This window comes from Terrabacter aerolatus, assembly GCF_007991735.1.
Lineage (GTDB): Bacteria > Actinomycetota > Actinomycetes > Actinomycetales > Dermatophilaceae > Terrabacter > Terrabacter aerolatus.
The window spans coordinates 38381-53603 of sequence record NZ_BJYX01000020.1 but is presented as its reverse complement, the minus strand read 5'-3'; the positions used below and the strand labels follow the sequence as shown (position 1 = coordinate 53603).

Below are 15223 nucleotides of genomic sequence, written 5' to 3'. Positions count from 1 at the left end.
GGTTGCGGACATCGAACATCGTTCTATAAGATCGAACAGCGTTCGAGTGTCGAACGTTGTTCGATAAGAAGGAGGCGGTCCATGACGACGATCACGACGCCGAACCACACCTACCCGTCGCTCCGCGCGGCGTGGCTCCCGATGCTCGCGCTCTGTCTCGCCTTCTTCGTCGAGATGGTCGACAACACCCTCCTCACAATCGCGCTGCCGACGATCGGCCGCGACCTCGGGAGCGGCACCACCGCCCTCCAGTGGGTCACCGGCGCCTACTCGCTGACGTTCGGGGGACTGCTGCTCACCGCCGGCTCGGCCGCGGACCGGATCGGCCGGCGCCGCGTGCTCCTCTGGGGGCTCGCGGGCTTCGGGGCCATCAGCCTCGCTGTCGCGGCCGTGACGACGACGGGCGAGCTCATCACCCTGCGCGCTGCCCTCGGGGTGGCGGCCGCAGCCATGGCGCCGATCACCAACGCGCTCGTCTTCCGCCTCTTCGACGGCCAGGCCCTCCGGATGCGCGCGATGACGGTCATGATCGTCGTCGGGATGTCGGGCTTCGTCCTGGGACCGCTGCTCGGCGGCACCGCGCTCGCCCACGTGCGGTGGGAGTGGCTGCTCCTCGTCAACGCCCCCATCGCCCTGCTCGCGTGGGTCGGCGTGCGGCTCGGGGTGCCGGCCGACCGTCCCGAGGACCTCACCGTCGATCGGCCCGACCTGCCCGGCGCCCTGCTCAGCATCGCCACCATGGGCCTCGGCTGCTACGCCCTGACCAGCGGGGTCGAGCACGGGTGGGTGTCGGCAGCGACCGTCACTGCGGTCGTCGGTGCCGGGCTCGCGCTCGTCGCCTTCGTCCGCCACGAGAGGCGCACCGCCTCGCCGATGCTCGACCTCACCCTGTTCTCCAACGGGACCGTGCGTGGTGCGACCGTCGCGCAGGCCGGCACCTCGATCGCGATGGCCGGCGTCATGTTCGGCCTCATCCTGCACTTCCAGTACGCGTGGGGCTGGAGCCCCGTGCGAGCCGGCCTCGCCAACCTCCCGCTCATCGTGACGATGCTCCTCGCGACGCCACTCTCCGAGTGGCTGGCCCGACGTCACGGTCACCGGGTCGCGTGCCTGGTCGGAGCCGCGCTGCTCACCGTCTCGCTCGTCGGTCTGGCCTGGGGGGTCGGCCGTGGCTACCCGGCCATCGCGGCCGCGATGGTCGTCATGACCGTCGGCCTGCGGACCGTGATGACGATCTGCGCCGTGGCCCTCGTCGAGGCGATGCCCGCGAACAGGACCTCCGTCGGCGCCGCCCTCAACGACACGGCCCAAGAGGTCGGCTCGAGCGTCGGCACCGCCGTCGTCGGCACCCTCGTGGCCCTCCTCGTGACGACGGCGCTGCCCGCCGGGACGTGGGGCCCCGCCCTCGTCGCGTCCTTCGTCCGCGGCGAACAGGTGACGTATGCCGTGCTGGCCCTCGTCGTCGGCGCCCTGGTCACGTGGGGTGCGCAGACCCTCACCGACTCCCGCAGCATCGAGGAGCACGCGGAGCACGCGGAGCACGCGGAGCACGAGGCGCACGCGGAGCACGAGGCGCAGGAAGGCCCCCCGGTCGCCGTCACCACGGGCCGGACCGCCTAGGCCGCTCGCGCCCCCGGGACCGGCGCACCCGCACGGTCGCGTCCTGCACCGGTCGCGTTCGCACGGGTCAACCCGGGGCCGCGCCCCGGGGTCTACGCCGTGGGCGCGGCCCGCGGACGCGGTGCTGCGGCCTGCCGGTCGGCGAACTCCTGCTGTCGGCGGGAGGGCTGGTCGAGCCGGAGCCGGCCGCGCAGACGACCCAGCGGTCGTTCGACGAGGACCCACGAGAGCCACGACAGGAGGACGGCGGCCGCGATGAGCAGCAGGTTGCGCGGAGTGGAGTGCTCGCCGAGCAGCAGGCTGTTGATGAAGGTCTGGTGCCACAGGTAGAGCGCGTAGCTGACGGTGCCGAAGAAGACCATGACGCGCGAGCCGACGACCCTCGAGTGACCCGACACGGCGGCATACACGAGCCACACCCCGAGCACGGCGTAGACGGCCCCGAGGGGGCGGAAGAGCGGGTGGTCGACGGCGAGTCCGTGGCTGGGGAACGACGACACCGCGACCATGACGACGAACGGCACGAGCGGGTTGGCCGACGGCAGCTCCCACCCGCGGGCGCGCACCTCGGCCAGGGCGAAGGCCAGGGCCACCCCGAGGAGCAGGGCGAACGCGTTGGTCTCCGTCGAGATGTCGAGCCGGACCGCGGCCCCGACCGTCCACACCGAGTAGAAGGTCGCGAGCGCGGCGAGGCTGAGCACGACGGCGACGGCGCGGCTGCGCCACCACGTCATGAGGCCGATGAACAGGGCGGGCCACACGACGTAGAACTGCTCCTCGACGGAGAGGGACCACAGGTGGTTGAGCACGCCGAGGTCGGTCCCGGAGATGCGCACCCAGTTCCCGACGTAGAACAGCGAGGCGAGGGCGGCGGTGGGGTAGGTCGACAACCGGTCGTCGCCGGTGGCCCACAGCAGCACCGGGGCGAGCGCGAGCAGGAGCAGGAGCGCGGGCAGCAGGCGCAGGGCACGTCGCCCCCAGAAGCGCCAGAGGCTGATCGACCCCCACCGTCCCCACTCGCGCAGGAGCAGGCTGGTGATGAGGTAGCCGGACAGCACGAAGAAGAGCGTGACGCCCGACAGGCCACCCCAGCGCACCGGCAGGCCCGAGTGCGCGGCGACGACGAGGAGGATCGCGAGTCCTCGGACGCCGTCGAGGTCGCGGTTGCGGGAGTGCTGCACGGCGAAGAGCCTAGGTGCAGGCGGTCTAGGATTGGTCCTCGGTGCCCGCGGCCGACCCGCAGCCGGGGTGCCGGTTCACCCCCGGGCGGCCCCGCCGCCGCCCGACTCCCGTCCCGGAAGGACCCTCCGTGCTCCGCACTCACGAGGCCGGCACTCTCCGTGCCGACCACGCAGGCCAGACCGTCACCCTCACCGGTTGGGTGGCGCGGCGTCGAGACCACGGCGGGGTCGCGTTCCTCGACCTGCGCGACGCCTCGGGCGTGGCCCAGGTCGTCGCGCGTGACGAGGTGCTCGCCCAGGGCGGCGCCCACGACGTGCGCAACGAGTTCTGCGTCAAGGTCACCGGAGAGGTGCGCGAGCGCCCCGAGGGCAACGCCAACCCCGACCTGCCCACCGGCGAGATCGAGGTCATCGTCAGCGACCTCGAGGTGCTCAACCCCGCCGCGCCGCTGCCCTTCCAGATCGACGAGCGCGTCACGGTCGGCGAGGAGGCACGCCTGAAGCACCGCTACCTCGACCTGCGCCGGCCGGGGGCCAGCTCGGCCGGTGCGGCGATCCGCCTGCGCTCCAAGGTCAACGCTGCCGCCCGCGCCGTCCTGGGAGCCCGCGACTTCGTCGAGATCGAGACCCCGACGCTGACGCGGTCGACGCCCGAGGGCGCGCGCGACTTCCTCGTGCCGGCCCGCCTGGCGCCCGGCTCGTGGTACGCCCTCCCGCAGAGCCCGCAGCTGTTCAAGCAGCTGCTCATGGTCGCGGGCATGGAGCGCTACTACCAGATCGCCCGCTGCTACCGCGACGAGGACTTCCGCGCCGACCGCCAGCCGGAGTTCACCCAGCTCGACATCGAGATGAGCTTCGTCGACCAGGACGACATCATCGAGCTCGGCGAGTCCATCATCGCGGCGCTGTGGCGCCTCATCGGCGTCGAGCTCGACGCGCCCTTCCAGCGGATGACGTACCACGAGGCCATGGCCCGCTACGGGTCGGACAAGCCCGACCTGCGGTTCGGCAACGAGCTCGTCGACTGCACGGAGTACTTCACCGACACGACGTTCCGGGTCTTCCAGTCCGACTACGTCGGCGCCGTCGTCATGCCGGGCGGGGCCGGCCAGCCGCGCAAGCAGCTCGACGCCTGGCAGGAGTGGGCCAAGCAGCGCGGTGCCCGGGGCCTGGCCTACGTCCTCGTCCAGGAGGACGGTGAGCTCGGCGGACCCGTGGCCAAGAACCTCACCGACGCGGAGCGCGCCGGACTCGCGGCGCACGTCGGCGCCCGGCCCGGCGACTGCATCTTCTTCGCCGCCGGTGCCGCCAAGGCCTCGCGCGCCCTGCTCGGGGCCGCCCGCCTCGAGATCGGTCGTCGCTGCGGCCTCATCGACGAGAACGCGTGGAGCTTCCTCTGGGTCGTCGACGCCCCGCTCTTCGAGCCGGCCGCCGACGCGGTCGCCTCGGGCGACGTCGCCGTCGGGGCCGGGGCGTGGACCGCCGTGCACCACGCCTTCACCTCGCCCAAGCCGGAGTTCCTCGACACGTTCGACACCGACCCGGGCCCGGCGCTCGCCTACGCCTACGACATCGTCTGCAACGGCAACGAGATCGGCGGCGGCTCGATCCGTATCCACCAGCGCGACGTCCAAGAGCGCGTCTTCAAGGTCATGGGCCTGTCCGAGGAGGACGCGCAGGAGAAGTTCGGCTTCCTGCTCGAGGCCTTCGCCTTCGGGGCCCCGCCGCACGGCGGCATCGCCCTCGGCTGGGACCGCATCGTCTCGCTGCTCGCGCACACCGACTCGATCCGCGACGTCATCGCGTTCCCGAAGTCCGGCGGCGGCTACGACCCGCTGACCGCCGCCCCGGCACCGATCACGCCCGAGCAGCGCAAGGAGGCGGGTGTCGACGCGAAGCCCGCCCCGGCCGCCCCCGCCCCCCAGGGCGCTCCCGAGATCAGCCCCGCGCAGAGCTGACCTCCCGCGCTCCCGATGGAGGGGTGTCGTCACCTCGGTGACGACACCCCTCCATCGTCCGTCGTCACCAGGGGCCGCGCGGTCCGTCCCGGCCGTGCCGGCCGTGCCGGCCCTCCGCGGGCAGGTGTGCCGCCATGGACCGCGTATGCCGTCCCAAGCCGATCGCTTTGCCCCGCCTTGACCGGGGCCGTCCTAGCGTCGGGCCATGCGCAAACCCCGCCTCCGCCCGGTCACCTCGGCGGTCCTCGGTGCCCTCCTCGCCCTGACCGGTGCGAGCGCCGCTGCGGCCCTGCCCTCCACCTCCACCGCCGCCGTGCCCTCCCTGGGTCCTGCGGCCACGCCGCCGGCGGAGTTCGGCAGCGTCTGGGACGACCCCCGCACCCCGGAGCCGCCCGTCTCGGTGCCGCCCACCCGCCACTGCACGGTCCGGGTCGTGGAGGACGCCTTCGCCGACTTCGACGTGCACGCCCGGGCCTACACGCCACCGGTGGGCTGCGTCGGTCCGTGGTCCAAGGTCGTCATGCGGCTCGACGGCTCGGTGGCCGGCCGGCAGTTCGACCGCATCGGCCACGTCGACGTCGGGGGAGTGCGCATGCTGACGCTCTCGACCCCCGAGCCCAGCGGTGCCGGGATCCGCTGGCACGTCGAGAAGGACGTGACCGACCTCGCGCCGCTGCTCGGACGGCCGCAGCAGGTGCAGGCCTTCATCGGCAACGTCGTCGACTCCACCTACACCGGTGTCATCCACGTGACGGTCGACCTCGACTTCTACGCGACCGGACCGGGCGCCCCGGCCGCGCACACCGCAGACAGCGTCCTGCCCCTCGCCGACATCGCGCGCGACGGCACCGACCTCGTCGGGTCGCTGACCGTGCCCCGCAACTCGACGCGGTTGCTCGCCGACGTCTTCGCGACCGGGTCAGGCGGTGGCTGCGAGGAGTTCTGGGACACGAGCGCCCCTGCGAGCAAGGGCTACTCGTGTCCTGACGGTCTGCCCTACCGCGAGGTCGACGTCCGCATCGACGGCCGGCTCGCCGGGATCGCGGCGCCCTACCCGGTCGTCTACACCGGCGGCTGGAGCAACCCCTTCCTCTGGTACGCCATCCCCTCACCGAAGGCCTTCGACATCCCGCCGCTCGGCTACGACCTGACGCCGTTCCTCGCCCGCCTCGACGACGGCAGGCCGCATGACGTCCGCCTGTCGGTCGTGGGCCTGCCGGCGGGGCAGGGCGGGTGGACGCTCGCGCCCCGCTTCCGCGTCTGGCGCGACGCGGGTCGCAGCGTGGTGTCGGGGACGATGGGGACGGCATACGCACCCCAGCCCGAGATCACGAGCTCGGTCGCCGGCACCGGCGACCGAGCAGGGCACGTCGACCTCGGGGCCACCCGGGAGCTCCGGGTCAGCGCAAGGCTCTCCACGTCGCGAGGACCCGTCACGACCACCGTCACCCGGACCCTCGGCAACACCTCGACGCACTCCTGGACCGACGGCGAGGCGGACGACACCCTCAAGGCGTCGTGGACCGACACCCAGGTGGTGGCGACGGGGCACGCCGAGGGGACCCCGACCGTCGAGCGGACGGAGCACCGCTGGGACAAGGACGGCGTCCTGGGCTTCCACCCGCGCACCGATGTCGCGGGCGCCTACGACGTGGCCGGAGCCCTCGCGATCTCTTGGGAGCGTGCGACGTCGACCTCGCGCGGCGGGGCGGCGCTGTCGAGCCGTACCGAGACCTCGTCCTACGACGGACGAGCTGCCTGGATCTACGGGGTGCCGCGCGACGAGAGGCACGCGACGGCCGACACGAGTGCCCGGGCCACCGTCACCGAGCACGTCCTCGGACGGCCCGCGACGTCCTGGGAGCACCGGCTCCGGGCCGTCAACGGCATCTTCGTCACCGACGCGGCCGGTTGACGGTCCCGGGGACGACAATGGCCGGGTGACCACCGTGGAACGACGCGCGCCCGACGACGTCCTCGTCCACCTGCGGCGTGCCCGGGACCACGCCGACCGCCACTACGCCCAGCCGCTCGACCTCGACGCGCTGGCGGCCGAGGCGAGCCTCTCGAAGTACCACTTCCTCCGGCTCTTCCGCTCGACCTACGGCGTCACCCCGCTCGAGTACGTCTCGAAGCGCCGGATCGAGCGGGCCCAGGACCTGTTGCGCGCGTCCAACCTCACGATCACCGAGGTCTGCCACGCCGTGGGTTTCACGAGCCTCGGGTCGTTCAGCAGCCGCTTCCGCGAGGTCGTCGGGGAGACACCGAGCAGCTTCCAGGCGAGGTATGCCGGTTCGGGCGGTCCGCACATCCCCGGGTGCGTCATCTTCATGTGGGGTCTGGCCGAGCGATGCGCAACGCAGGAGAAGCAGGACGGGGGCGGCGCGTCCTAACGTGGCTGCATGATCACCAACATCTCCATCGTCAGTGTCTTCGTGAAGGACATCGACGAGTCCAAGCGCTTCTACGTCGACGTCCTCGGGTTCGAGGAGAAGGACGACATCACCCTCGGCGACGGCTACCGCTGGTGCACCGTCGTGCACCCCAACCAGCCCGAGCTCCAGGTCAGCCTCGCCATCCCCGGTCCTCCCTTCCCGGACGAGCTCGTCACGGCGATGAGGCGGGCCCTCGACTCGGGCGGCCTCAACGGGCTCGGCATGTCGGTCGACGACTGCGAGAAGACGTATGCCGAGCTGACGGCCAAGGGTGTCGAGTTCCTCCAGCCACCGTCCGCCCGGCCCTACGGCACCGAGGCCGTCTGCCGCGACAACTCGGGCAACTGGGTGGTCCTCGTCCAGGAGGCCGACCGGAAGGTCGTGGCCGCCGACTTCGCCTGAGACGTCGTCGGTCCCGTGCTCAGCGGTCGATGACGACCGGCCGGCTCGACCACGCGCAGCGGCGGTCGTAGCCGAGCGACAGGTAGAGCCCGCGGGCGACCGTGTTGTGGGAGTACATCCCGAGGGTGCAGACCCCGGCCTCGAGCACGGCCCGTCGCGTCACGGCACCGACGATGGTGCGCCCCAGCCCCTGGCCGCGCCGGCGGGTGTCGACGGCCACCGACGACAGGTGCGGTGCCCCGGCTCGAGTCGTACCCCACGCGGCGACCGCGCACAGGGAGCCGTCGGGCTCCTCGACGGCGAACCAGCGCTCGCCCTGCCCGGGCTCGGTGTCCGCGGTGGGGGAGTGCGCCTCGAGGAAGGCGCGCACCTCGGGCGCCCGGGTCACGTCGTCGAGGGGGACCACCCGTTCGTGCGAGGCGTGCTCGTCGGGGGCGGTGGTGGTGTGGAACCACTCCCAGTCGCCCCCGTCGAGCAGCCGGTAGCGGTCCCGGAGCCGCGGCTCGAGGTGCTGGGGGACGCTGACGGAGACGACGCGCCGCTCGGGCGAGACGGTCGCCGCGATGGCCGGCAGGTGGTCGATGAGCGCCGTGACGCCGTCGTCGTCACCGAGAACGTTGACGGTGCGGCGGACGGCCTTGCGCGTGCGCTGGAAGGCGACGGCCCCCGTGGAGCGCCACCACGTCGAGGCGAGCTCGTCCGTGACCTCCCACCGGACGAAGGGGTGTGCGTCGGCGGCGCCCAGCAGCCCGTCCAGGCCGTGCCCGGTCAGGACGGCCGTCACTCCACGATCCCGAAGCGGTCGTGGAGGCGACGCAGCGGCGCAGGCGCCCACCAGTTGAGCCGACCGAGGAGCGTCATCGTCGCGGGCACGAGGAGCATCCGGACGAGGGTCGAGTCGATGACGACGGCAGCGACGAGGGCCACGCCCATCTGCTTGATGATGAGGATGTCACCGGCGACGAAGCCCCCGAAGACGATGACGATGAGCAACGCCGCGGACGTGATGATCCGCCCGGTCCGCTGGAGACCCAGGGAGACCGCACGGTCGTTCTCGGCACCGTGCCGGTGGAACTCGACGATCCGCGAGAGCAGGAAGACCTCGTAGTCCATCGACAGTCCGAAACCGAAGGCCAGGACGAGGAAGGGCACCATCGACTCGACGGCGCCCACCGAGGTGAAGCCGAGCAGCCCCTCGAGGTGGCCCTCCTGGAAGATCCACACGACGACCCCCAGGGCGGCGCCGAGCGAGATGACGTTGAGCAGGAGCGCCTTGACCGGGACGACGACGGAGCCGGTCATGAGGAAGAGCAGGACGAAGGTGCCGAGCACGACGAGCGCGACGGCATACGGGGCCCGGGCAGCCATGGAGTCGAGGAAGTCGATCTGGCCCGCGGCCTGGCCGGTCGTGAGGGTCTCGAAGGGCGCGGGCGTCGCGCGGATCGTCGTCACGAGGTCCTGGGCGTCGTCCGACGTCGGCCGACCGGCGACGCGGATGTTGACGCGTTGGTGCTCGGTCCCGAGCGGCTGCACCGCCAGCCCCTCGACACCGGGACGGGAGCGGAACTGCCCGGCCCAGGCGGTGACGGCGGCGGTGTCGGACGAGGCGGCGACGACGGTCACCTCGGGCGCGGAGAGCGCGGGGTAGTCACGGTCGAGCTGCTCGAAGAAGACGCGCTGCGGCGCGTCCTTGGGCAGCAGCTCGGTGCCGGACGACGTGAGCTTCATCGACAGCGTGGGCAGCGCCAGGGTCACGAGGACGACGACGACCCCGACGATGACGAGCACCGGCCGGCGCTGCACCCCGACAGCGAGCCGGGAGAAGACGCCGACATCCGATGCCTGCTCGACGGCCTTGCGCGACAAGCGTTTTGCGCCGACCACGCACAGGGCGGGGACGAGCGTGATGGCCACGACCATGGCGACGAGGACGACGCTGACGCCGGCCACGCCGATGGCCCGCATGATCGACGCCTCGAAGACGAGCAGGCCGGCGAGGGCGATGGCGACGGTGAGACCCGAGAAGAGTACGGTGCGTCCCGCCGTGGCCACCGTGCGCTCGGTGGCACGCGCGACCTCCTCCCTGGTCGGGACGTCGTGCCCACGGTGGGCGAGCTCCTCGCGGAAGCGGCTCACGGTCAGCAGGCCGTAGTCGATCGACAACCCGAGGCCGAGCAGGGTCACGATGTTGACGACGGTGGCGTCGAGCTCGACGGCATGGGAGAAGCCGAAGAGCGAGAGGAGGGCTCCGCCGATCGACACGACGGCGCCGACGATCGGCATCCCGGCGGCGACGAAGCCGCCGAAGACGAAGGACATGACGAGGAAGGTCAGTGGCAGGGCGATCCCCTCACCGCGGAGCAGGTCGTGCTCGACCGTGGTCGTGATGGCCTTGATGACCTTGCTCGTGCTGCCCACCGACCCCTGCGCGTGCATGGCCGATGCCACGGCGAGCAGCCGGGTCTCGGCCTGCGCCTCGGCACTCGCCTGCGCTGCCTTGTCGGCGCCGGGCACGAAGTCGACGACCGTGACGAAGCCGCCCGCGGCCGGCGTCCCGCCCTTGAGCAGCGGCGCGACGGACGGGTCGGCGAGGCCTTTCGGCGCGAGCAGGGGCGACCGGACGCTCTTGACGCCCGGGACCTTGGCGACCTCCTGGGTGGCGGACGCCCCGTCGCGGACCGTGGCCGCGTCGGTGAGGTCGGCGCCGGTCACCTGCATCGTCAAGGTCTCGAGCGCGGGCTCGCTCTGGGCGATGACGTCCTGCGCGCGAGAGGCCTCCGACGCCACGGTCGGGGCGCCCGAGTGCAGGCGGTCGAACAGCGACTCCCCGGTGACCCCACCGACTGCGACGGCGAAGCACGCGACGGCGATGACGGCCCCGGCCGCCACCCAGGTGCGCGGGTGACGCGCGATGAGTGCTCCGAGGCGGGCCAGCCGGGTGCGCGGCGCCGGGCCCGCGGGTGAGGGGTTCTGCACGTGGATAGCCTTCCACAGTGATGTCAGACAGCCCGGGGGACCTCTTCGGTGCGGCCTCCGCCGCCGACCGCGGTGAGCAGCCGGCCTCGGCCGGGGTCGCGCCGCTCGCCGTGCGGATGCGCCCCCGGTCGCTCGACGAGGTCCGGGGGCAGGCCAAGGTGCTGCGCCCCGGGAGCCCCCTGCGGCGACTCATCGAGGGATCCGGCGGCGCGGCCGGACCGCTGTCCGCGATCCTCTGGGGACCTCCGGGCACGGGCAAGACGACGCTCGCGCACCTCGTCGCCACGGCGGCCGAGCGGCGTTTCGTCGAGCTCTCCGCGGTCACGGCCGGGGTCAAGGACGTGCGCTCGGTCATGGAGGCCGCCGTGCGCGAGCGGGACCTCTACGCGCGCCAGACCGTCCTCTTCCTCGACGAGATCCACCGGTTCACCAAGGCCCAGCAGGACGCCCTGCTCCCCGGCGTCGAGAACCGCACCGTCATCCTCGTCGCGGCCACGACCGAGAACCCGTCCTTCAGCATCATCTCGCCGCTGCTCTCGCGCTCCGTGCTCGTGACGCTCGAGTCGCTCTCGGACGAGGAGATCGCCGAGCTGCTCCGGGCCGCCCTGACCGACGAGCGGGGCTTTGACGGGGAGCACACCCTGGCCGACGAGGCCACCGACCACCTCGTGCGGATCGCCGGCGGCGACGCGCGCCGCGCCCTGACCTCGCTCGAGGCGGCGGCCGGCGTCGCCCTCGACGCGCAGCCGGCCGGACGCCTGTCCGACGACCCCGTCGAGATCACGCTCGCCCACGTCGAGCAGGCCGTGGCCCAGGCGGCCGTCCGCTACGACCGCGCCGGCGACCAGCACTACGACGTCGCGAGCGCGCTCATCAAGTCGATGCGCGGCAGCGACGTCGACGCCGCCCTGCACTACCTCGCCCGGATGCTCGAGGCGGGGGAGGACCCCCGGTTCATCGCCCGGCGCATCGTCATCTCCGCGAGCGAGGACGTGGGCATGGGCGACCCCACGGCCCTGCAGACCGCCGTGGCGGCGATGCACGCGGTGGCCCAGATCGGCATGCCGGAGGCGCGGATCATCCTGGCGCAGGCGGTCGTGCACAACGCCATGGCGCCGAAGTCGAACGCGGCCTACCTCGGCATCAACGAGGCGATCGCCGACGTGCGTGCGGGGCGCGGCGGGATCGTGCCCGCCCACCTGCGCGGCAGCGGCTACGCCGGTGCCGAGCGGCTCGGCCACGGCAAGGGCTACGTCTACGCCCACGACGAGCCCGACGCGGTGGCGGCCCAGCAGTACCTCCCCGACGACCTGCACGACCAGGTGAGCTACTACCGACCCACCGACCGCGGCTTCGAGGAGCGGCTCCGGACCCGCTGGGAATGGCTCTCCGGACGCCTCGGACGCACCCGCCGGGACTGACACCGTCACGCCCGGGAGGGCCTCCCGTCGGGGATTGTTTCGGGCCTGTGACGCGTGGGCGCACATTATGTCGCGGGACGTGTCGGTCGGTAACGATTTGTCATCCATGCACGTCTCGATGCTTGGACGGCGCAAAAAGCTGTGGCAGGCTCACGACGTCCCGGCGGGGGTTGCATCCGGAAGATCTGATGTGCCCTCGAGGGCGGTTCGGGTGACGAAGACCCCGGGCTGGATGTGATCCCACAAGGATGGAGCCAACGCGTTGAACGCCATGCCGGAGCCCTCAGCAACAACGCTGACCGAGGTATCCGAGGAGAAGTCTCCGACGTCGGCCCCCGAGCACCAGGACGTCCGCACGGGGCGGTCTCCCGGACAGGTCGCCTGGGCCCGGCTCAAGCGGGACAAGGTCGCGATCATCTGCGCCGTCATCATCCTGTTCTTCATCGTCGTCGCGATCTTCGCGCCGCTGCTGGTCTCGCTCGAGGCCGTCGACCCGATCACCAAGGTCAAGGCCGACGTCGGCACGGTGCACACCGAGCTCGTCGACTTCAACGGCCTGCCGACGGTCGGTGCCAGCTCGGCGCACTGGCTCGGCGTCGAGCCGCGACTCGGCCGCGACCTCTTCGCCCGCTGGGCCTACGGCGCCCGCCCGTCGCTCATCATCGGCTTCGTCGCGGCCTTCGCGTCGACGGTCATCGGCGTGACGCTCGGACTCGTCGCCGGCTACCTCGGGGGCGTCGCCGACAAGATCATCTCCTGGATCATCGACTTCTTCCTGTCGCTGCCGATCCTGCTGCTCGTGCTGGCGATCATCCCGATCATGCAGAAGCGCCTCGCTGCCGGCGGTGACCTCTCGGCCGAGGAGACCTCGACGATCCGCTTCTGGGTGCTCATCGTCATCCTCGTCGTCTTCGGCTGGATGGGCCTGGCCCGCCTCGTGCGAGGCGAGGTCAAGAGCCTGCGCGAGCGGGAGTTCGTCCAGGCCGCCCGCGCCATCGGTGTCCCGACGCGCTCGATCCTCTTCCGGGAGATCCTGCCCAACCTCGTCGGCCCGATCATCGTCTCGGCCTCGATCGCCGTCCCCGCGTACATCACCTACGAGGCGACGCTGAGCTACCTCGGTGCCGGTCTCGTCGAGCCCACCGCCTCGTGGGGCCGCACGATCGCCGACGCCCAGAACCTCTTCGCCACGTACCCCCTGTGGCTCTGGCCCTCGGTCATCGGCCTCTCGCTGCTCGTCCTCGCCCTGAGCCTGCTCGGCGACTCGATCCGCGACGCCTTCGACCCCACCAGCCGCCGCTGACCCCACCCGGGTCTCGGCCCACCAGATGTTCCCGGCAAAACGCCGGGACAAGCAAAAGGGAGCAAACAACAATGCGCTGGACCAAAGTCCTGACCGTGGGAGCCGCGGCTTCCCTCGGCTTCGTCGCGGCCTGCGGCGCCCCGTCCGCCAACAACGGCACCGCTGGTGGCACCAACGGCACCGGCGGCAAGGTCGACCAGGCGGGCGCCGCCCTCGACCCGAACGCCAAGGGCCCGGCCCCGGAGATCCCCGGTGCGAAGAAGGGCGGCATCCTGACGGTGCCCTACGCCTCGACGCCGGCCAACATGGACCCGAGCGACCAGTTCTACCAGGACACGGCCGTCATCTTCTCGCTGACGAACCGCGCCCTGACGACCTACGTCTCGCGCAACGGCAAGCAGGTGCTCGTCCCGGACCTCGCCACCGACCTCGGCAAGCAGTCCGAGGACGGCCTGACGTGGACGTTCACGCTCAAGGACGGCCTCAAGTACGAGGACGGCACCCCGGTCAAGGCCCAGGACATCGTCTTCGCGGCCAAGCGCTCGTTCGACCCCGACCTCGCCGCCAACGGTCCGACGTACCAGCGCGAGTTCTTCAAGGGTGGCGCCACCTACCAGGGCCCCTACAAGGGTGACAAGAACTGGAAGGGTGTCGAGGCCACCGACGACAAGACCGTCGTCTTCCACCTCGAGAAGCGCTTCGAGACGCTGCCCTACTTCGTCTCCTTCAACCAGTTCACGCCGATTCCCGAGGCGAAGGACAAGAAGGCCGACTACCAGCTGCACCCGCTCGCCACCGGCCCGTACATGTTCGACAAGTACACCCCCGGCACCGAGCTGGTCCTCAAGCGCAACCCCAACTGGGACCCGGCCACCGACCCGGCGCGCCACAACTACCCCGACGGCTTCCACTTCAAGTGGGGCGTCGACACCATCAAGACGCAGACCGCCATCCTCGCCTCGAACGGCGACGACGCGACGAGCCTCAACTGGGACCCGATCGACTCCTCGCTCATCCCCCAGATCGAGGGCGACAAGAAGGCCCAGTTCGAGGAGGGCCCCTCCTCGTGCGTGCTCATGGTCAACCTGGACGCCCGCAAGATCCCGCTGCCGGTCCGCAAGGCCATCGCCGTGGCGTGGCCCTTCGACTCGATCCACAAGGCCGGCGGTGAGACGACGCACTCGTTCTCGCCCGCCAGCACGATCATCCCGCCGCAGATCGCCGGTCACCTCGACTACGTGGCCGAGGCGGCTCCCGGCTTCAAGATGAACGGCCAGGGCGACGGCAACCCCGACGAGGCCAAGAAGATGCTCGCCGCGGCCGGCTACGGCCCCGACAAGCCCTTCGAGCTCGTGTACTACTACACGAACGACGACGACATCGCGCAGAAGGTCAACCAGGTCCGCAAGCAGAAGCTCGAGGCCGCGGGCTTCAAGGTCCAGGACATCGGTGCGCCGGCGGCCGAGCGTCGCAAGCTCGTCGGTGACCCGAAGGGCAAGTACAACATGCTCCAGTCGCCGCGCGGCTGGTGCTTCGACTGGCCCTCCGCCGACTCCATCATCCCGCCCACCTTCGGCACCATCGCCCTCTCGCAGGGTGGCACGACCTTCGGCAACTTCTCCGACGCCAAGATCGACGCCGAGATCAAGCGCATCCAGCAGCTCTCGATCACGGAGCAGGGTCCGGAGTGGGGCAAGATGGACAAGTGGCTGACGGAGAACTACCTCCTGGCCATCCCGGACAACAACGACAAGGGCAACGCGGTCTTCGGCACGAAGGTCATGAACGTCCACAACAACCCGAACAAGGGCATGCCCGACCTCACGGACGTGTGGCTCAACTCCTGAGTCGGCAGTGACAGCGTCCCCACGGGGACGCAGGATCTGAACTGACCGCCGTGGTGGGGGTCCGGGCACTCCCGGGCCCC

Annotated in this window: 11 protein-coding genes; 8 read left to right on the top strand and 3 right to left on the bottom strand. The window is 71.3% G+C overall.

Annotated elements, in window-relative coordinates:
* Positions 1-81 precede the first annotated feature (81 nt).
* Positions 82-1620, top strand: a complete 1539-nt coding sequence (locus TAE01_RS16260) for an MFS transporter (protein ID WP_147067856.1) — start codon at positions 82-84, stop codon at positions 1618-1620.
* Between the two features lie 92 nt (positions 1621-1712).
* Here TAE01_RS16260 and TAE01_RS16255 read toward each other — a convergent pair whose 3' ends face one another.
* The gene (locus tag TAE01_RS16255; RefSeq protein ID WP_147067855.1) at positions 1713-2801 is read right to left on the bottom strand and encodes an acyltransferase family protein; all 1089 of its coding nucleotides are present in this window, start codon (positions 2799-2801) and stop codon (positions 1713-1715) included.
* 128 nt (positions 2802-2929) lie between these two features.
* Between TAE01_RS16255 and aspS the strand changes: the two genes are divergently transcribed.
* The 4 genes from aspS (at position 2930) to TAE01_RS16235 (ending at position 7596) form a co-directional block, all read left to right on the top strand.
* On the top strand, positions 2930-4759 hold the full coding sequence (gene aspS / locus TAE01_RS16250) for an aspartate--tRNA ligase (protein ID WP_147067854.1): 1830 nt from the start codon (positions 2930-2932) through the stop codon (positions 4757-4759).
* A gap of 205 nt (positions 4760-4964) precedes the next feature.
* Positions 4965-6674 (top strand): peptide-N4-asparagine amidase, encoded by a 1710-nt coding sequence (locus TAE01_RS16245; RefSeq protein WP_147067853.1) that lies wholly within the window; start codon positions 4965-4967, stop codon positions 6672-6674.
* 25 nt (positions 6675-6699) lie between these two features.
* A complete protein-coding gene (locus TAE01_RS16240) occupies positions 6700-7152 on the top strand; it encodes a helix-turn-helix domain-containing protein (protein WP_222594158.1) in 453 nt (150 codons plus the stop codon).
* 9 nt (positions 7153-7161) lie between these two features.
* Complete coding sequence (locus TAE01_RS16235) at positions 7162-7596, top strand: VOC family protein (RefSeq protein ID WP_147067852.1); 435 nt, start codon at positions 7162-7164, stop codon at positions 7594-7596.
* Between the two features lie 19 nt (positions 7597-7615).
* Here TAE01_RS16235 and TAE01_RS16230 read toward each other — a convergent pair whose 3' ends face one another.
* Both TAE01_RS16230 and TAE01_RS16225 read right to left on the bottom strand, forming a co-directional pair.
* Positions 7616-8380: a GNAT family N-acetyltransferase gene (locus TAE01_RS16230; RefSeq protein WP_186815246.1), complete on the bottom strand. Its 765-nt coding sequence runs from the start codon at positions 8378-8380 to the stop codon at positions 7616-7618.
* Complete coding sequence (locus TAE01_RS16225) at positions 8377-10572, bottom strand: MMPL family transporter (protein WP_147067850.1); 2196 nt, start codon at positions 10570-10572, stop codon at positions 8377-8379. The genes TAE01_RS16230 and TAE01_RS16225 overlap by 4 nt, the downstream gene beginning before the upstream one ends.
* A gap of 20 nt (positions 10573-10592) precedes the next feature.
* Between TAE01_RS16225 and TAE01_RS16220 the strand changes: the two genes are divergently transcribed.
* The 3 genes from TAE01_RS16220 to TAE01_RS16210 all read left to right on the top strand — a co-directional run bounded on the left by TAE01_RS16220 (position 10593) and on the right by TAE01_RS16210 (position 15143).
* Positions 10593-11993 (top strand): replication-associated recombination protein A, encoded by a 1401-nt coding sequence (locus TAE01_RS16220; protein ID WP_147067873.1) that lies wholly within the window; start codon positions 10593-10595, stop codon positions 11991-11993.
* A 271-nt stretch (positions 11994-12264) separates the two neighbouring features.
* Entirely contained in the window at positions 12265-13296 is a 1032-nt protein-coding gene (locus TAE01_RS16215) for an ABC transporter permease (protein WP_246111404.1), read from the top strand.
* A 71-nt stretch (positions 13297-13367) separates the two neighbouring features.
* Entirely contained in the window at positions 13368-15143 is a 1776-nt protein-coding gene (locus TAE01_RS16210) for an ABC transporter substrate-binding protein (RefSeq protein WP_246111403.1), read from the top strand.
* Positions 15144-15223 lie beyond the last annotated feature (80 nt).